12 protein-coding genes are annotated in these 18,232 nt (G+C 64.8%); 6 read left to right on the top strand and 6 right to left on the bottom strand.

The window, feature by feature from the left end; genetic code table 11:
• Positions 1-407 precede the first annotated feature (407 nt).
• The 3 genes from GOB93_RS08335 to murJ are packed head-to-tail and all read right to left on the bottom strand — an operon-like array spanning position 408 to position 3,775.
• Positions 408-893, bottom strand: coding sequence for a GNAT family N-acetyltransferase (locus GOB93_RS08335; RefSeq protein WP_173583053.1), 486 nt, complete (start codon positions 891-893; stop codon positions 408-410).
• A gap of 1 nt (position 894) precedes the next feature.
• Positions 895-2,169: an MFS transporter gene (locus GOB93_RS08330; RefSeq protein ID WP_173583052.1), complete on the bottom strand. Its 1,275-nt coding sequence runs from the start codon at positions 2,167-2,169 to the stop codon at positions 895-897.
• Positions 2,170-2,209: 40 nt separating this feature from the next.
• A complete protein-coding gene (gene murJ / locus GOB93_RS08325; RefSeq protein ID WP_173583051.1) occupies positions 2,210-3,775 on the bottom strand; it encodes a murein biosynthesis integral membrane protein MurJ in 1,566 nt (521 codons plus the stop codon).
• Between the two features lie 304 nt (positions 3,776-4,079).
• Between murJ and GOB93_RS08320 the strand changes: the two genes are divergently transcribed.
• A complete protein-coding gene (locus tag GOB93_RS08320; RefSeq protein WP_173583050.1) occupies positions 4,080-4,289 on the top strand; it encodes a hypothetical protein in 210 nt (69 codons plus the stop codon).
• Positions 4,290-4,677: 388 nt separating this feature from the next.
• On the opposite strand, the gene GOB93_RS08315 is transcribed toward GOB93_RS08320, so the two are convergent.
• On the bottom strand, positions 4,678-5,442 hold the full coding sequence (locus GOB93_RS08315) for a phosphohydrolase (RefSeq protein WP_173583049.1): 765 nt from the start codon (positions 5,440-5,442) through the stop codon (positions 4,678-4,680).
• 133 nt (positions 5,443-5,575) lie between these two features.
• On the opposite strand from GOB93_RS08315, the gene GOB93_RS08310 reads away from it, so the two are divergent.
• The 4 genes from GOB93_RS08310 (at position 5,576) to GOB93_RS08295 (ending at position 14,297) form a co-directional block, all read left to right on the top strand.
• Complete coding sequence (locus GOB93_RS08310; RefSeq protein WP_173583048.1) at positions 5,576-8,983, top strand: transglutaminase family protein; 3,408 nt, start codon at positions 5,576-5,578, stop codon at positions 8,981-8,983.
• Positions 8,984-9,255: 272 nt separating this feature from the next.
• The gene (locus tag GOB93_RS08305) at positions 9,256-10,410 is read left to right on the top strand and encodes a zinc-binding metallopeptidase family protein (RefSeq protein WP_173583047.1); all 1,155 of its coding nucleotides are present in this window, start codon (positions 9,256-9,258) and stop codon (positions 10,408-10,410) included.
• Positions 10,411-10,629: 219 nt separating this feature from the next.
• Complete coding sequence (locus GOB93_RS08300) at positions 10,630-13,365, top strand: circularly permuted type 2 ATP-grasp protein (protein ID WP_173583046.1); 2,736 nt, start codon at positions 10,630-10,632, stop codon at positions 13,363-13,365.
• Positions 13,362-14,297 carry a transglutaminase family protein gene (locus tag GOB93_RS08295; protein ID WP_173583045.1) on the top strand — a complete coding sequence of 312 codons (936 nt, stop codon included), beginning with the start codon at positions 13,362-13,364 and terminating at the stop codon, positions 14,295-14,297. The genes GOB93_RS08300 and GOB93_RS08295 overlap by 4 nt, the downstream gene beginning before the upstream one ends.
• A 194-nt stretch (positions 14,298-14,491) precedes the next feature.
• On the opposite strand, the gene GOB93_RS08290 is transcribed toward GOB93_RS08295, so the two are convergent.
• Positions 14,492-15,361, bottom strand: a complete 870-nt coding sequence (locus GOB93_RS08290; protein ID WP_242010649.1) for an endonuclease/exonuclease/phosphatase family protein — start codon at positions 15,359-15,361, stop codon at positions 14,492-14,494.
• Positions 15,362-15,632: 271 nt separating this feature from the next.
• Positions 15,633-16,322 (bottom strand): carbonic anhydrase, encoded by a 690-nt coding sequence (locus GOB93_RS08285; RefSeq protein ID WP_173583043.1) that lies wholly within the window; start codon positions 16,320-16,322, stop codon positions 15,633-15,635.
• A gap of 388 nt (positions 16,323-16,710) precedes the next feature.
• Here GOB93_RS08285 and GOB93_RS08280 point away from each other — a divergent pair, with 388 nt between their 5' ends.
• On the top strand, positions 16,711-18,177 hold the full coding sequence (locus tag GOB93_RS08280; RefSeq protein ID WP_173583041.1) for an NrtR DNA-binding winged helix domain-containing protein: 1,467 nt from the start codon (positions 16,711-16,713) through the stop codon (positions 18,175-18,177).
• Positions 18,178-18,232 lie beyond the last annotated feature (55 nt).

Raw genomic sequence — 18,232 nt, 5'->3', positions numbered from 1 at the left:
TGTCAGCGCGACACATCGCCGGAAGGACCGGATTTCTGACCGGACAAAAAGATCATCCGAACCGGATACGAAACGTATCCGGAACATAGCAAGTATAACGCCCTGCTGATCGTATTTTATTTTAAAGCACAGGATAAAGCACACAGGAGCGGCATGAGCCCGGTACGAAAGCCCTCCGCCAGCTCCGCCTGAGTTCATCCCTCATCTTTCCGAAACAGGGCTTTCACCGGAACTCCCGAAAAACAGACAGAACCGGATGAAAAGTTACCGGCAGGGACTACGAATTTCCTGTTCCAAATACTGGACAAATCTCCAAATACTGGACAAATCGCTCATCCGCGTCATGCCATGAACACCACACCGGATACCGGAAGAATGCGGAAAAGGCCCTGAACAATAGAAAAAAATCAGAAAAGAACCCGATACATCACCAGCGCATCAACCGGCCCCAGCGCCGGATGATCGAACGCCCCCGGCAGCCGTCCCACCGTCTCAAAACCCATTCCTGTCCAGAGCCGCACAGCCCGCACATTCGTTGAAATCACGAAATTGAACTGCATCGCCCGAAACCCGGCCTCCCGCGCCAGATCCAGCGAATACCGGCACATCGCCCGCGCAACCCCGCGCCCCGTCGCCCCGGCCGCCGTCACATAGCCGCAGTTGCACACGCCCCGGCCGCCACCCGCCTGATTGGCCCGGAGATAAAACGTCCCGACCGGCCCGTCCTCATCACACGCAATGAACGTCCGCTTCTCCGGCCCCGTCCAGTACGCCAGCGCATCGTCCCGGCTCATGTCCCGGTCCAGCGCATAGGTGTCCCCGGCGCGGATCACCGGCCCGATCATCGCCCACAGCGCATCATGATCCTCCGCACGAACCGGCCGGATATCCATCTCAGTCCTCCGATGCCTCGCGCCGCCAGCGGGCGGCAGGAATCACCAGCAGCGGGATAATGCCGGCCAGCGACGCCAGCGCCGCGATCAGAAACACACGCGGCAGCGAAAGATAATGCGCCACCGTCCCCGAACACAGCGCCGCAATCCCGGCGCCGGTGTCGAAAAACGCATCGAAAAGCCCCAGCGCCATGCCGCGCCGGTCCGGCGGCACGGCTGACAGAACCGGCAGACTCAGCAGCGGATAACCCATCGAAAAACCAAACCCGGTAATCACCGCGCCACCCAGACTGATCAGCGGCGTGGGCGCGAGCCAGATCACGCCGAGACCCAGCGCCTCCACCAGCAGACAGCTCACCGCCGGCCAGCGCGAGCGGGCATGATCGCTCAGCTCAGAGAACAGGATACGCGCCACGACATGGCCCGCGCCAAACCCCGCGATGCCCGTTCCAGGACTTCCCAGCGGCAGCCCCGTCCAGCCATGCGCCTGATAATCCAGCGCCAGAAAGGACGTAATCGCCGCAAACCCGCAGGCATTGGTGAACAGACCAATGCCTGGCAGCAGAATCAGCGACAGCAGCGGCCCGACAGGCGCATCGTCGTGACGATGCACCACAGCCCCCGGCCGGATCAGCAGAGCCCCGCCGATGCTCAGCAGCGGAACGATCGTGGAAACAACGCAGGCAAGAAAAAATCCCCCCGGCTGCCCGCGATCGAGCCACGCCCCGATCGTCGACCCGACCGACAGCCCGGCGAACAGCCCCAGCCCGACCCATGAAACCGCCCGCCCGACCCGCTTCGGTCCCGCCCGGTCAACAGCCCAGAGCCCGGTTCCGGAAATCACCAGCCCCTCGCCGATCCCCATGAGAATGCGCCCGAGCACGATCAGCCCGGCCGCGACCTGGTGCCCCGCGGCCCCCCTGTCCATCAGGAAATCGGACGCCGTATACGCCGCGCCGCAGAAAACCATGGCGACCAGCCCGATAATCGCCGCGAACTGACCGCCATGCCGGTCCGTCAGACGCCCGGTCCAGGGCCGCGTCACCAGCGTGGCGACCGATTCCAGCCCGATGATCCAGCCCACCACGGTCAGACTGTAGCCAAGATCGCCATTGAGTCGCTGCGGCAGGATCGGCAGCGAAATCCCCATGGCGCTCATGCCAAGCAGCGTCACCGCCGCAATCCCCGCCGTGGCCCCCGCGCTCGCCGGCGCCACATTGCTCCCGCTCACCGGAGCATCGGTCGCAGAGATATAGGTTACAGAAGCATCAGCCACCGGAGCCCCCTCACTGGCATACCTCTCACTGGCATACCCCTCACTGGCGCACCGGCCGTCGCCGGCGAAACCGCCGCCGCATCCCGTCCAGAGCCGAGGCAAGATCGAGCACGCCCAGCATGTGCAGCAGAAGCAGATACATCACCCCGGCCAGCGGAATCTCCACCGCGAGACGCAGCCCGAGCCAGAACGTGACATGCGTGGACGGCATCCGCAGCACGGCATTGATCAGCACCAGCACCAGCGCCATCGCGCAGGACGCAACCGCCATCAGCACGATCCGGCCCCGCGCGTCGCCATCGATCCGCAGCGCATCGCGACGCACCAGCATCATCGACAGCACGGCAACATTCACAATGGCGGCCAGACTGCTCGCAAGCGGCGGCCCGATATGGGCGAGGGGACGCATCAGCAGAAGATTCAGAATCAGATTCAGCACCAGCGTGAACAGCCCGACCTTCACCGGCGTCGCCGTGTCACCCCGCGCGAAAAACGCCGGAGACAGAACCTTGGTCAGCACGAAGGCCGGCAGCCCGAGCGCATAGGCCCGCAGCGACTGCGCCGACAGCGCCCCGTCCAGCAGAGTGAAAGACCCATGCGCGAACAGCACCTGCATGATCGGCGTGCCAAGCGCGATCAGCCCGGCCATCGCCGGCAGAGTCAGCATCAGCACATAGTCGAGCGCCCGGCCCTGCGCCGCATGCGCCTCGTCATGCTCGCCGGCGGCAAGATGACGCGTCAGCACCGGCAGCAGCGTCGTGCCGGCCGCCGCGCCAAGCACCCCGAGCGGCAGCTGGTTGAGGCGATCGGCGAAATACATCAGCGAAATACTGCCCGCCGGCAGCAGCGTCGCGATGATCGTGTCGATCGTCAGATTGATCTGCGTGACACCGCTGCCGATCAGCCCCGGCAGCATCCTCCGCCCAAGCAGCCGCACGCGCGGCGTCAGACGCGGGGGCAGGGGAGTGAGGTCAAACCCCGCACGCCGCGCCGCGATCATCAGCAGCCCGAGCTGCACCACGCCGGAAACGGTGACACCCCACGCCGCCGCATGCGCCACCGTGGGAAAGAACGGCGTGGCAAACAGAACAGACGCAATGCCGATGACATTGAACGCCAGATAAGCCGCCGCCGCCATGCTGAACCGGTGCAGACCGTTCAGCACGCCCGACACCAGCGCCGCCGCGCAGATCAGCACGAGATAGGGGAAGGTGATCCGGCTCAGCGTCACCCCAAGATCGTATTGCGGGCCATTGGCGGTAAAGCCAGGCGCAATGATCCTGAGCACCGCGGGCATAAAGATCTCGCCAAGAACACAGAGAATCACAAGCCACGTCAGCAGGACACCAAAAACCTGCCTCGCCAGAATCCGGGCCTCGCTCTCGCCCTCCTCCGTCAGGATCGCGGAAAACAGCGGCACGAACGCCGCATTGAACGCCCCCTCGCCAAACAGGCGACGAAACATGTTCGGAAGCCGGAACGCCACCAGATAAGCGTCCTGCATCGGCCCCGCGCCCATAAAGGCGGCAAGCAGCTGATCGCGGACCAGACCGAGAATCCGGCTGAGCATGGTCCAGCCGCCGACTGTAAGGAATCCCCTGAGCATGAGCGCTTATAGAGACGCCATGACGGTCCCGGAAAGACTGTAAGTGAAAGACCGCGTGTTTCAGCCGGACAAATAATAACAACGCCCGCTCAGCAGCCCACGCCCGGCCACCAATTTCCCGGAAACCAGGCCACACCATACTGGCTCATCGCCCATACGCATCCCGTCAGCGTGCCCGCCACCAGCACGGCCGCTGCTCATCGCCGGACACTCGTTTACAGGACGCTTATTGACGGTATGGCTCCGCAGCCCGCCCTGCTATAGGGAGACAGTCAGCCCCACAGCTCATTCCGGAGTTCCGCTCATGGCTCAGTTCAGGCGTACCAGATCGCCGCTCAACTCGACAGCCATCGTCAGGATCATCGCAGTCGGGATCGGCCTGGTGTTTCTGGTGCTCGCTCTCCGCTTCGCCATGGAAATGCCCGACGTCATGCCGGGAAACGCAGCAGGTATTCTCGTGCTGGTCTTCGTCGGCACCGTTCTGATACTCGGCGCGATCTGGATCGGAATCTGAAAAACACCCTGTCTTATAAACAAGGTCTCTGAAAAACACCGCCGTCTCAAAAGAGACCCGCCGGAAAAAGCCCGGCGGAACCCGTCACCAGTAAAGCAGACGCATCAGGCGCGACCCGATCCGGCCGCTTCAGCCTGATTACTTGCCCTGATGATCCGCAGCGGCAACATTCTTTGAATGATCGTGAGCAGCTACGAGAACGGCGACGAGGCTGCTGGAGAAAATGCGCGCGATCCGGGTAACCATGACGAAAATTCCTAACCGGGGTTCTGTCTGAAAGAGTATCAGCAGATTCTGTTGAGGTAAAATTAAATCGTATGCCGGACATGAAAGTTTCACATGGCTTCATTATAAAGACATAAATCGGCCCGCCCGCATCATTTGCGGATCATTCGGGGATCATCTCAAGCAGCCGTCGCGTGGTCGGCAGAACATCCCCCCGGTCGCGCCAGCAGGACCGCTCCCCCGGCGACAGGACCGAAATCCGGTCATATTCCCGGTTCCCGCACCCCTCCCATCGCCGCCGGATCTCCTCGCAGGAAAGACCGGTTTCCAGCCTGATGCCGATATCGACAACCTCCGATCCCGCATGCACCACGGCAAGAAGAGGCGGCCCGATCTCAAGCATGTCCCGCGTCAGACCCAGTTCCTCCTCCGCTTCCGCCGCAATCTGATCGGCCAGACACAGATCGTCACACAGATCGTCACATCCGCCACGTGATTCCACCGTGCCCGCGGGCGGCGACTGCCAGAAACCACCGAAATAAAGCGCGGAAGGCGCCCGCCGCGCGATGACGACACCCTCCGGACAGAGCAGGGCCCCGCACACCGCGAGCTGCCGCAAAGGCCGGTCCCCGAAAAGACCCGGCTCCCGGATCTGCGCGAGCGCCCGCCGGTATTCGTCCCAGTGCCCCTCGATCCGGTCCGGCGTCAGCCGGTCAGCACAGAAAATCCGGCCATTGAAAAGCCCGGGCCGCACCGACCGCGCTTCCGTCCAGATCGCCTCCACCCGCGCCTCGACATCCTCCGGCAGACACGGCGCCTCAGCCGTGGCAACGACCGTGAGACCGGGCGAAAGCGGCAGGCACGACCACTCCCCGGAACGACGCTCCGCAGTCCCGTCCGCGCCGTCACGCCGTCCTGTTTCCCCCACGCCGCGCCTCCTTCTTTTCCGGTGCGATATCATCATAGTGACGAACTTTTTTTTGAGATCGCAATGAAAAGGTCTGTCAGCCGCGCGCATGCTGGGGTTAACTTCCGTGAGTTTCGCGCTGGAAAGATGACAGATGACACTTAATGTCGCTCTGACTCACAAGACCACCTACGATTACGACCGCCCGGTCACACTCGGGCCTCAGGTGATCCGGCTGCGCCCCGCCGCGCACGCCCGGACGAATATCCTCTCCTACGCCCTGAAAATCGAACCCGAACCGCATTTCATCAACTGGATGCAGGACCCGTCCGGAAACTGGCAGGCCCGCGTCGTCTTCCCCGAGCGAATCGACCACTTCCACGTCACCGTCGATCTCGTCGCCGACATGGCGACCATCAATCCGTTCGACTTCTTCCTGGAACCGCAGGCCGAAACCTGGCCCTTCACCTACGACCACGTCCTCGACCAGGAACTCGCCCCCTACCGCCGCCTCGACGAGGCCGGTCCGCTCCTTTCCGCGCTGCTGACCGAAGTCCCGCGCACCGAACAGCGCACCGTCGATCTGCTCGTCAGCCTCAACCAGACCATCCAGAAACGCATCAGCTACATCGTCCGCATGGAGCCCGGCGTCTGGACACCCGAACAGACCCTCGCCGAAGGCAAAGGCTCCTGCCGCGACAGCGCCTGGCTGCTCGTCCAGCTCCTCCGCCATCTCGGTTTCGCCGCACGCTTCGTCTCCGGCTACCTCATCCAGCTCGTCGCCGACGAAAAACCCGTCGAAGGCCCCGCCGGACCGGAAGCCGACTTCACCGACCTGCACGCCTGGGCCGAAGTCTACCTCCCCGGCGCCGGCTGGATCGGCCTGGACGCCACCTCCGGCATGCTCACCGGCGAAGGCCATATCCCCCTCGCGGCCACCCCGGAACCCGGCTCCGCCGCCCCCATCTCCGGCGGCGTCGAGAAATGCGAAACGACATTCGGCTTCGACATGCAGGTGCGCCGCATCGCCGAAACCCCGCGCACCACAAAACCCTATGAAGAGAACACCTGGCGCGCCATTCTCGCCGCCGGCGATCAGGTCGACGAACAGCTGAACGAAGGCGACGTCCGCCTCACCATGGGCGGCGAACCCACCTTCATCGCCGCCGCCGACATGGACGCCCCCGAGTGGAACATCGAGGCCCTCGGCCCGACCAAACGCGCCTATGCCGGCCGCCTCCTGCGCCGCCTGATGCCGATGTGGGCTCCCGGCTCGGCTTACATGACCCTCTTCGGCAAACATTACCCCGGCGAGCAGCTCCCCCGCTGGGCGCTCACCTGCTACTGGCGCACCGACGGCGAACCCGTCTGGCTCGACCGCACGCTGCTCGCCTCGGACGACGACACCGACAACGCCACCGAGCACGACGCCCGCCGCTTCGCCCGCCTGCTGGCCGAAAAACTCCAGGTCGATTCCGAACTGGTCACCCCGGCCTACGAGGACGTCCATTATTACCTCTGGCGCGAACACCGCCTCCCGGCCAACGTGCTGGCCGAAGACTCCAAACTCAATGACCCGCTCGAACGCGACCGCCTCGCCCGCGTCTTCGAACGCGGCCTGTCCCGCGAATCCGGCTCCGTCCTGCCGCTCCGTGTCGTCCTCCAGGACGGCGTGCGCCGCTGGCAGTCCGGCCGCTGGTTCCTGCGCGGCGACACCATCTTCCTCGTCCCTGGCGATTCCTCCATAGGCTTCCGCCTGCCGCTGCAAAGCCTCCCCTGGGCCGACGCCGACCATATCGACCAGCAGTTCGAGCCCGACCCCTTCGCGCCGAAAACCCCGCTGCCGCCGCATCCGTCCTTCGTGCGCCGCACCGGCACGACATACGGCGCCTCCGTCCCCGACCTCATCAGCCGCTCAGGCTACCCGCCCAACGCCCCCGAGCCACAGCTTTCCGACCTCCCGGCGCTGCCGCCCTATCCGGTCCGCAAGCCCTGGCGCCTCAGCACCGCCCAGGCCTTCGACGAGAACCTCCTCGCCATCGACCGCGAGGAACCGGACGAAGTCCGCACCGCCCTGACCGTCGAATCCCGCAACGGCATCCTCCATGTCTTCTTCCCGCCGCTCTACGCCATCGAGGACTGGCTGGATCTCTGCGCCGCCGTGGAAGCAACCGCGAAGGAAACCGGCCGCAAGGTCGTGCTGGAAGGCTACGCGCCCCCGCGCGACCCGCGCCTCCTGTCCTTCTCCATCACCCCCGATCCCGGCGTCATCGAGGTCAACGTCCACCCCGCCTCAAGCTGGGACGAACACGAAACCCGCAGCCGCCAGCTCTACGAGGAAGCCCGCTCCGTCGGCCTCATCGCCGAGAAATTCATGCTCGACGGCCGCCATGTCGGCACCGGCGGCGGCAACCACGTCGTTATGGGAGCGGCGAGGGCGGAAGACAGCCCGTTCCTCCGCCGTCCCGATCTCCTGCGCTCGCTGGCCAGCTTCTGGCATAACCACCCCTCGCTGTCCTACCTGTTCAGCGGCCTGTTCATCGGCCCCAGTTCCCAGCATCCCCGCATCGACGAAGCCCGCCAGGACTCCCTCTACGAGCTGGAAATCGCCTTCCGCCAGGTCAGCCGCCAGCGCTTCACGCCGCCCTGGCTGACGGACCGCCTGTTCCGCAACCTGTTCGCGGACATCACCGGCAACACCCACCGCACAGAATTCTGCATCGACAAGCTCTACGCCCCGGAAAGCGCCTCCGGCCGTCTCGGCCTCGTCGAATACCGCGCCTTCGAAATGCCGCCGCACCACCGGATGGCCGCCGCTCAGGCCCTGCTCATGCGCGCCTGCATCGCCGCCTTCTGGAAGACACCCTATGAGCGCCGCCTCGTCCGCTGGGGCACCCGTCTGCATGACGACTTCATGCTCCCGCATTACGTCGAGCAGGATTTCCGGGACGCCATCGCCGAACTGCACCAGCTCGGCGCGCCGCTCGACGCCGACTGGTTCCTGCCGCATTTCGAATTCCGCTTCCCCGAAATCGGCTCCGTCTCCGAACTCGGCATGACGCTCGAACTCCGCACCGCCCTCGAGCCCTGGAACACTCTCGCCGAGGAGCCCGCCGCCGGCGGCACCGCCCGCTACGTCGACAGCTCCGTCGAACGCGTCCAGGCCCGCGTCTCCGGCTGGGTGGACGAGCGCTACATCCTCTCCTGCAACGGCGTCGGCGTCCCGCTCACCGCCACCGAGCGTCAGGGAGAGTATGTCGGCGGCGTCCGCTTCAAGGCGTGGAATCCACCCAGCGCCCTGCACCCGACCATCGGCGTCGAATCCCCGCTGATCTTCGACATCTATGACACCTGGACCGGACGCAGCATCGGCGGCCTGACCTACCATGTCGTCCACCCCGGCGGCCGCAGCTATGAAACCCGCCCGGTCAACGCCAATGAAGCTGAAGCCCGCCGCCGCATCCGCTTCTTCCCCATCGGCCACACGCCGGGCGCCATGCAGATCCCGCGTCTCGAACGCTCCCTCGAACAGCCCCGCACGCTCGATCTGCGCCGGTTCTGACCCGGCACAGACCCAGCGCAGACCCGGGCGCAGGACGCCGCTTCCCCGCACCCCGGCCTCTGAACAGACCAGGATCAGCGGGGAGCGTCCGTTTGCGGGGTTCGGAAGGAAAGCCCGGAAAAACCACTCCGCAACCGTGCCGCACTGTAAAAACACCAGAATAAAAGAACACGGACCACCGGAACTCAGGTCGTCAGGAAACAAAGAAACGAAGACCGTTTTTATGCGTTAGCCGGAATGACTGTAATAAAAACCGCCGGAGCCGACCGAATATGAAACTCTTCGTCTGTCAGGAATGCAGACAGATCGTCTTCTTCGAGAATACGTTTTGCGGGCAATGCTCCAGACGTCTTGGTTTCTGCAGCGAGAGCGTCAATATGCTGGCCCTCGATCCCGGAGGCGACGACCCGGCCGCCCCCGCCAGCGGCCCCGCCGCCGGAGACTGGCTCCCCGTGGCCGGCAGGGAAGGCGGCCCGCCGCGATTCTTCTGCGCCAATGCCGGCCACAACGTCTGCAACTGGCTCCTGCCGGAAGGCTCCTCCGGGACCGGCTCCCCGGACAACAGTTCCCCGGAGAACAGCTCCACAGGCACGTTCTGCATCGCCTGCCGCCACAACCACGTCATCCCGGACCTCGCGAAAGAGGGCAATCAGGAACGCTGGGCAAAGCTAGAACAGGCCAAGCACCGCCTGTTCTACAGCCTGCTCCGCCTGAAACTCCCCCTGAAAACCCGCGCCGAAGATCCGCAGGGCGGCCTCGTCTTCAATTTCCCCGACGACCCGCCCGACGGCGATCCTTCGCAGAAAGTCATGACCGGCCACGACGAAGGCGTCATCACCATCGCCCTGCGCGAAGCCGATGACGTCGAGCGCGAAAAAATGCGCGTCGAAATGGGCGAGCATTACCGCACCCTGCTCGGCCACTTCCGGCACGAGGTCGGCCATTATTACTGGAACGTCCTGGTCCGGGACGCCGGAAACGCGGAGGCCTGCCGCGCCGTCTTCGGCGACGACACTCAGGATTACGGCGCCGCCCTTCAGACCCATTACGAGAACGGCCCGCCCGCCGGCTGGCAGGACAGCTACGTCAGCGCCTACGCCACCACCCACGCCTGGGAAGACTTCGCCGAAACCTGGGCGCATTACCTCCACATCGTCGATACGCTGGAAACCGCCGTCTCCTACGGCATCGCCGTGGACCCCTCAGTCGTCCGCGATGACAGCCTCACGCTGCATTTCGAATTCGACCCTTACGAAGCCGGCTCCTTCGACCAGATCATCCAGGCCTGGCTGCCCCTGACCCTCGCCGTCAATTCCCTCAACCGCTCGATGGGCCAGCCCGATCTCTACCCCTTCATCATCACACCGGCGATCGCGAACAAGCTGCATTTCATTCACAGACTGGTCCATCACCTGCCGCTGTCATAACCCGGCCGGCGCAGGCTCCCGCCATCCCGGCGACCCGCCGCCAGAACGGGCCGTCATCCCACAGCCCGTCATCCAGAGGACCAGCCATCCCGGCGCAGGCCGTCCGGAGCTGCAAACCATCCGGGAGACAGATAAACTCCTGTTTCCCGGACAGTTTCGGAAAGCTGAGCGCTAAGTCAGGATTGCGCTCGCCAGCGGCAACCCCCTAGAACGGCAGGCATGACAGGCACGATACCGATTGATGAAATGGTCGATGGCCACGGAGGCGTGCGCCCCCACTGGCGGCGGCTGCTCGGCGTCATCTCGGATATCGGCCACCGGGAACTGGTCGCCCGCGGCCAGCATATCGCCCTCGCTCTGTCGGATCAGACCGGAATGCCCGTGCCGGCGGAACCCGGTCGTCCCCCTGTCACTTCTTCCGCCACCTCTCCATCCGCCGCCCCGTCGCCCGACGCCGGCGAAACACACGGCGTCCTCTGCGACCCCATCCCGCTGATTCTCCCCGCCAGCGAATTCGCCGCCCTCGAAGCCGGCGTGATCCAGCGCGTCCGCCTCCTCGAAGCCCTGCTCCAGGACGTCTACGGCGACCGCACCGTCCTGACCGAATGCCTGCTGCCCCCCGCTCTCGTCTGGGCCAATCACGGCTTTCTCCGCGGCGGCACCCCCGACGGCGACTCCCCGCTGCCCGACCGGTTTTTCTCTTTCTACGCGGTCGATCTCGTCAGAGGTGCGGACGGACAGTGGCAGGTGCTGGCCGACCGGGCCGCCCGCGCCAACGGCGCCGGCCTCGCGCTCGAAAACCGCCGCCAGATGACGCGCATCCTGCCGGAATTTTTCGCCGGCCAGGACCTGCGCCGCCTGACGCCCTTCCTCGATCTGTGGCAGGAATCGCTCCAGGACGACGGTCTGACCGGAACCTCCAGCCCCGGTCAGGCCCTGCTCACACCTGGCCCGACTGGCCCGCACTGGGGCGAGCACGTCATCCTCGCCCGCGAACTCGGCTGCGCCCTCGCCGAAGCCGGGGACCTCACCGTCAGGGAAGGGGCGCTCTGGCTCAAGACCGTGCGCGGCCTGCGTCGCGTCGGCGTCCTCCTGATCCGGCAGAACGCCGATACCGTCGATCCGCTGGAACTCGAAGGGCAGGGCACCGCCGGTATCGCCGGCCTGCTGGACGCGGCGCGCGGCGGCGCGGTCCGGCTGATGAACGACCCCAGAGTCGGCTTCGTCGAAGCCCCCGGACTCACGCCGTTTCTGGAACCGCTCTCCCGTCACCTGCTCGGAGAAGAGCCGCTGCTCGGCAATGTCGGGACGATCTGGCTCGGTGACGAATTCGGAAGCCGGTTCCTCGACGAAACCCTCTTCCCGCCAGAGCCGGAACCACCACAGACAGAATGCCCGCAACCGGAACAACCACAACCGGAACAGCCCCGGCAGGAGGCAGCCGGAACAGAAACAGACCCGGCGCCCGTCCCGCCCGGCTCCGGCTGGGTGATCGCCCCGGCGCTCGGTCTGGGCAAACCCGTGCACCGGCTGGCGACCCTGGACGCCGCCGCACGCCGGGCGCTCGAAGCGACGGTCCGCGCCGCCCCCTGGCGCTTCGTTGCCTGCCGCGAACCGAACAGCTCCGTCGCCCCCACCGTCGGTGAAAAAGGGATCGTCCCCAGGCCGGTCGTGCTGCGCCTCTTCGCGGCTTTCGACGGCACGGACTGGGCCGTGCTTCCCGGCGGAATGGCCCGCGTCCTTGCGGAAGGTGAAGCCGTCACCATCGAACCGATCGCGGGCCTCCAGGTGACAAAAGACGTCTGGGTCACCGCCGACGAGCGTTTCGCGCCACGTGAGCATCCCGTCATGCACGCCCCTCCGCTGCCGATTCGCCGGGCTCAGGGCGACCTGCCAAGCCGCGCCGCGGACGATTTCTTCTGGCTTGGACGGTATCTCGAACAGCTCGAAGGCGCCGCCAGACTGCTGCACGTCGTCCTCGCCCACCTCTCAGGCCCCGATCCGTCGCCGCGCGAGCGCGCCGATCTCGATGTCCTGATGCGCCAGATGCGCGTCGCCGGCGTCACCAGCGAGGCGGCCTTCTCCGGCTACACCGTGTCCGGCATGATCCGTGAACTGGCCTCCGTCGCCAGCACCGACGGCCTGTTCGCCCGCCTCCTGCGCAAGATCATGCGGCTCGTGCCCGAACTCACCGACCGCCTGACCCGCGAAATGCGCGATTTCATCACCCATCAGGCCCACGCCATCCTGCGTGAAATGGAATCCCGCTCCACGCGCGGCGACCCCGCCCGGATACGCGATTTCCTGACCGGCATGACCCGCCGCCTGCTCTCCTACGGCGCCACCCTGTCCGGACTGGCCTCGGAAAACATGGTCCGCTCGGGCGGCCGGCAGTTCATGGACATCGGACGCCGCATCGAACGGTCATCGACGGTCCTGCTGAGCTGCGCCGGCATCCTGGAGCAGCCCGACATGCACCAGCGCGGCCGGATGGAAGCCGCGCTCCGCCTCATGCTCGAACTCTGCGACAGCGTGATCACCTATCGCTCCCGCTATTTCAGCGTCGTCCAGCCCGCACCCGTGCTCGATCTGCTCCTGCTTGATGACGACAACCCCCGCGGCGCCGGCTTCCAGCTCGCCACCCTGCGCGATTCCCTCCTGGAACTCGCCTCCGAGGACGAAAGCACCGCCCCCGCCGCGCAGCGCGCCGCCTCCGCCGAACTGGCCGCCTCCGCCGGCGACGTGCTGGACATGCTGTCCTGCCTCGTCGCGTCGGTCATGAAAGAGCCCGACCAGGACCGCGCCGCCGCCGTGCTCCCCGAGGCGCTGCGTCAGGCTCAGGCCTCCGTCATGCAGCTCTCCGGCGCAATCGGACGCTGCTACTTCTCGGTGCTGAACTCGCCACGCCTCGTCGGCATCGGTGAAGACGGAACGCTGGACGAGGCCGCAACATGATCTACCGCGTCCGTCACGCGACATCGTACACCTATGGCCGTCCCGTCGAACTGGCCTCGCATGTCCTGCACGTAACGCCCCGCGACTTTCCCGGCCAGCGTGTGCTCTGGACCCGCCTCGACTGCGACCCGCTGCCCGTGCGCCGCCGCGAGGGCACCGATCATTTCGGAAACCGGATTTTCTGGCTGTTTCATGAGGCCCCCCACGACAGGTTCGATATCGTCTCCACGTCAGAGGTGGAGGTCCTGTTCGATCCGCTGCCCCCGCCGGAAGCAACCCCGTCCTGGGAAGACACCGCCATCCTGGCCGCGCAGGACCCCGACGCCTCGCAATACCTGTTTGACGGCGTGATGTGCGCCACATCGCCCGCCGTCGGCGCCTATGCGGCGCAGTCCTTCCCGCCCGGCCGGACCGTGCTCGAAGGACTGCTCGACCTCAACCGCCGGGTGTTCAGCGAATTCCGCTTCCGCTCCGGCGTCAGCTCCCTGCGCACGACAGTCGCCGACACCCTCGCGCGGAAAGAAGGTGTCTGCCAGGATTTCACCCATCTGATGCTCAGCGGCCTGCGCTGGCTCGGCCTCCCGGCCCGCTACACCTCCGGTTATATCCGGACCCGGCCGCCACCCGGCCAGAAAAGACGCCTCGGCGCCGACGTGTCCCACGCCTGGGTCGGCGCCTGGCTCGGCCCGGAATATGGCTGGATCGGCCTCGACCCCACCAACGGTATTGTGGTCCGCGACGAACACGTCGTGCTGGGCTGGGGCCGCGATTACGCGGATATCAGCCCGGTCCGCGGCCTGATCCTCGGCGGCGGCGGCGATACGCTCCGCGTCGGAGTCGACCTCGTTCCCGCCGATGAATGGGACCGCGACCCGGCGCTGCAGGCCCTCGGAGCCGTCCCGCCCTGTCCGGAACCGGATATCATAACGTAACGAAGCGTTTATTTGTTTTGCGGATTGCGGATTGCGGATTGCGGATTGGGTGGGTTTTCGGGGCTCTGCCCCGAACCCCGCAAAGGGACGCGGTCCCTTTGATCCCGGTTTGTTAAGCCATAAACGGGTGAGGGGTCCCGACCCCTTCCGGCTCCGGAATGCATAAACGCGAAATCCATCCGCTGAGGAGAAAGTCAGGGGAGGGCGAGACGAACCGACACCGGGCAGTGATCCGAAAGCTGCGCCGGCGTAATCCCCGGATCATGATAGGTCATCACACGCAGACTGCCCGCCGTAAGCCAGTCCCGCGCCGGACCACCCAGCAGAATATGGTCGATGAAATACTCACCGCCCCAGCACGGACTGGCCCGCCCGGACGTCGTCAGGAGAAGAGGCGTATCCCGCGTCAGAGACAGAAAGAACGGATCTCCCGGCGTCATCCGGCGATTGAAATCCCCCAGGATCGCAAAAGCCTCCCCTGAATCGCTCCGTTCCAGCGCCCAGTCGTCAAGAACCGCGAACTGACTTTTCAGCGTCGGACAGGCATGCTGCCGCTCCGTCCACGGATTGTCGTAACAGCCCGTTTTCAGATGGATCACCAGCAACCGCAGGGACGCCGTCCCGTCACTCACCGTGATGTCGAGCCCGCTGCGAAGCGGATGCGGCGCCGAAGGCGGATAGACGTTCAGCGCCGTCACAGGCGGATGAACGGTGACACTCAGAGACCCGCGGATGGCCACACCGGTCTGCTGCGTCACATGATCGCCTGACATGATGATCCGGTAGCGCGGCGCCCGGAAAACACGCGCGGCAATCGCGGCACCGTCAACCTCCTGAAATCCGATAATGTCGGCATCGAGACGATCGGCATAAGCCGCCAGCCGCTCGATATCGGCGTCATTCCGCCGGTAAATCCCGTCCGGAAGCCCCGGATCTCCGGCTGGTCGCGACGTCAGCCAGCCCATATTCCACGTCGCAAGCTTCAGAGGCGCCCCGACCGCACTCCCCGAAGCCCCCGCGGGAAAAACAACGCCGGCCGGAACGGACAGCAGCACAGCCACCAGAACCGCCCGGCCTCCGCAAACGCCCCTTCCGAAACCATGAGCTCCGGAAACACAGCCCCGGAAAACACGACCTGAGAAAGCCCGGCCCGGAAAAAATAAAAGCCGGCAAGACAAAGCCCGGAAAGACACAGCCCCGAAAACCCGCCCCCTGAAAAACAGGACGACGAAAAACAGCGCCAGGAAAATCTGACACCCGAAAACCGGGGTCATAAAAACCAGAGCATTAAAAACCGGGACCGGACCTTCCCGCCCCGGCGCGCCGCCGGTCGCTTCAGGCGACCGGAGCCGGCTGTTTCTCCAGCTGCGTGATCGCGTCCTCAATGGAGATCGTCCTGCGGCTCTCCTCGTCGAGAACCAGAACCTCACCCGTGCCGATATCATAAAACCAGCCTTGCAGGATCAGTTCCCGGCGTGCAAGCGCCGCCGCCACCGAAGGATGCGTCCGCAGATGGGAGATCTGCAGCAGAACATTCTGCTCCGCCAGACTCCTGACCGACGCCGGCCCGGCATCCTCGCTCGCCAGCGCGCCGATCACGGCCTTCGCGGCTTCGGCATTGCGCAGCCAGGACTGAACCGTCGGCATCTTCGCCAGCTTCGTCGGGTCCGGATCGAGCAGCGCCGTCATCGCACCGCAGTTCGAATGGCCGCAGACAATGATATTCGAGACCTTGAGCGCGAGAACCGCATACTCGATCGCCGAAGACACACCACCCAGCATCTCGCCATAGGCCGGCACGATATTGCCGATGTTCCGCAGGATGAACAGATTGCCCGGATCGGTCTGCGTGATCAGACCCGGACTGACACGGCTGTCCGCGCAGGCGATGAACAGGGTGCCAGGCGCCTGGCTCTCAGCCAGCCCTTCGAACAGAGCCTGTTTCTCAGGAAATACATGCGTGTTGAAATACTCAACGCCGCGCAGCAGGGCAATCAGACTGTCTTTAGCGTTTTTATTCGCCATCCTGTTTCTCCGGTAAGGACTGCACGCGACACATCATCCACTAACATGGTGTCGCGGGAACCAGAAAGCCTGTTATTACCGGAGGTTTCGTGAAGACAGAAATTGTCACGGAGGCGAAATCCGGGGACATCCCCGACTTACGGACCATTGCGTCCCGGTGACAGTTCTGCTTGTCCTGCCACACTTATGCCGCAATGTTTTCCCGTGTGCATGCGAACCCCGGATGGTGATGCACCGTGGTCCGTCGGGTACCGGATGAAACAATGTCGCCACCCCGGCGGAACAGGGGAGACAAGCGAAGGCGTCAGGCATCAGGCGCCGCGCCCGCAAGGCAGTGTTGCCTCAAGATAAGGTGGTCCGAAGGCGCAGTTGAGATGATCCGTCCATAATGCGGGAGGGAGACCGGATCATCATCATTGCCGTCCCGATTGCTCTCAGAGCGGGCGAACCCCATGTCATGACAGATACATGCGGCGGCCTGCCCAGCGCGGCACTGGAAGCCCTGGAAGGCGACCCCGCCACCGGACAGACGGACGGAAAAACGGACGGGCCTGCCCGGACGCAGCCCGACGGCTATACTCATGATCACCTCGGCGACCACAGCAGCCGCCCCAGGGACAGTCACACCGGCAGCCACACGGACAGCTACACCAGCGGTCACATGGGCAGCCATGCGGGCAGTCGCACGGGCAGTCGGGCGGGCGGCCCCATCGGCGGCCACCCCACCGACAGGCAGATTCAGGCCACGCTGGAAGCGCTTCTCGTGCGAAAGCGCCGGTTTCCCGCAGCCAGCGCCGAACAGCTCCCGGTCCGCGTCACACAGATGGAAAACGGCGCCCGCCTGATCGAAATCCCTTACCTGGTCACAACACGCATGAGTTCCGACGAGCCCGGCTGGGTCCCGTGCTACGACATCATGCCCTGGGAAGACCACAGATCGGAAACCGACGCGGAACGCGCCGCCAGCCTCGCGAAACGCCTGCTCGAAAAATGTTTCCCCTCCGAAACCGCGCCCGGCCTCACACCGGAACAGCTCCTGCAGCGTCGCCGCCTCAACGTCCTCTTCGCCCCCGAACACCGGACATGGCGGCCCGAACTCATCCTGGAACGATACCTCGCGCTCGAGGAAGCCGGACTGCTGACCCCCGGAAGCACCCGGACCGGGCAGGACGACCCGCCGGTAAACACCCCGATGCCGGTCGACCCCGCCAGAAATAACCCTGCCAGAAACGCCCCCACCGTGAACGATCCCGGCCGGAACGACGCTGCCGGAAACGGTACGATCAGAAACGACTCTGGCCAGCAAAATACTGAAGAAAACGACCCGCTCGGAAACAACCCTGAATGGAATGACACAGACGGAGATGATCCGTTCGGAAACAATCCTGACCGGAACGACCCCGCCGGAAACGCCCCGCTCAAAACTGATCGTGCCGGAAATGACCGCACCGGAAATACCGCTGAAGCGAATGACATCGCCGGAAATGCCACCACCGGAAATGACTCAGGCCGAAACGACCCGCCGGCAGACGATCCCGCCAGAAAAGCCCTCACCATGAACGATCCGGCCCCACACAGCATGTCCCGAAACGACACCCCCGGCGCCGGAACACTGAAACCCGAGTGCTGCCGCTGGCTCGCAAGCGCCATGGGCCATCTCCGGCGGCCCTTGCGGTCTCTGGCCCTGCCCGTGGAACTGATGCCCGATCGCTTCACCATTCCGCAGTTCCAGGCAGCGGCGGAAGGCGTTCTGGGCCAGATACTCGACAAACAGATTTTTCGCCGCAACGCGATAAACAGCGGATTTCTTCTGTGGTTGCCGTCCGTTATGCAAGAGTTTTCTGACCCATATTGACGTGTGATCGTGTGCGGTCTTCTGTAAGGCCTGTTGATGTGGCCTTTCAGAAGCC

The organism is Acetobacter musti, from assembly GCF_011516835.1.
Lineage (GTDB): Bacteria > Pseudomonadota > Alphaproteobacteria > Acetobacterales > Acetobacteraceae > Acetobacter > Acetobacter musti.
Note: the sequence above shows the minus strand (reverse complement) of the source record. Positions and strands in the feature narration are given on the sequence as shown.

Coding starts and splice junctions, on each gene's coding strand:
- GOB93_RS08280 (WP_173583041.1), top strand. CDS start 16,711: ATGCGGGAGGGAGACCGGATCATCATCATTGCCGTCCCGATTGCTCTC.
- murJ (WP_173583051.1), bottom strand. CDS start 3,775: ATGCTCAGGGGATTCCTTACAGTCGGCGGCTGGACCATGCTCAGCCGG.
- GOB93_RS08285 (WP_173583043.1), bottom strand. CDS start 16,322: ATGGCGAATAAAAACGCTAAAGACAGTCTGATTGCCCTGCTGCGCGGC.
- GOB93_RS08300 (WP_173583046.1), top strand. CDS start 10,630: ATGACAGGCACGATACCGATTGATGAAATGGTCGATGGCCACGGAGGC.
- GOB93_RS08335 (WP_173583053.1), bottom strand. CDS start 893: ATGGATATCCGGCCGGTTCGTGCGGAGGATCATGATGCGCTGTGGGCG.
- GOB93_RS08295 (WP_173583045.1), top strand. CDS start 13,362: ATGATCTACCGCGTCCGTCACGCGACATCGTACACCTATGGCCGTCCC.
- GOB93_RS08320 (WP_173583050.1), top strand. CDS start 4,080: ATGGCTCAGTTCAGGCGTACCAGATCGCCGCTCAACTCGACAGCCATC.
- GOB93_RS08305 (WP_173583047.1), top strand. CDS start 9,256: ATGAAACTCTTCGTCTGTCAGGAATGCAGACAGATCGTCTTCTTCGAG.
- GOB93_RS08310 (WP_173583048.1), top strand. CDS start 5,576: ATGACACTTAATGTCGCTCTGACTCACAAGACCACCTACGATTACGAC.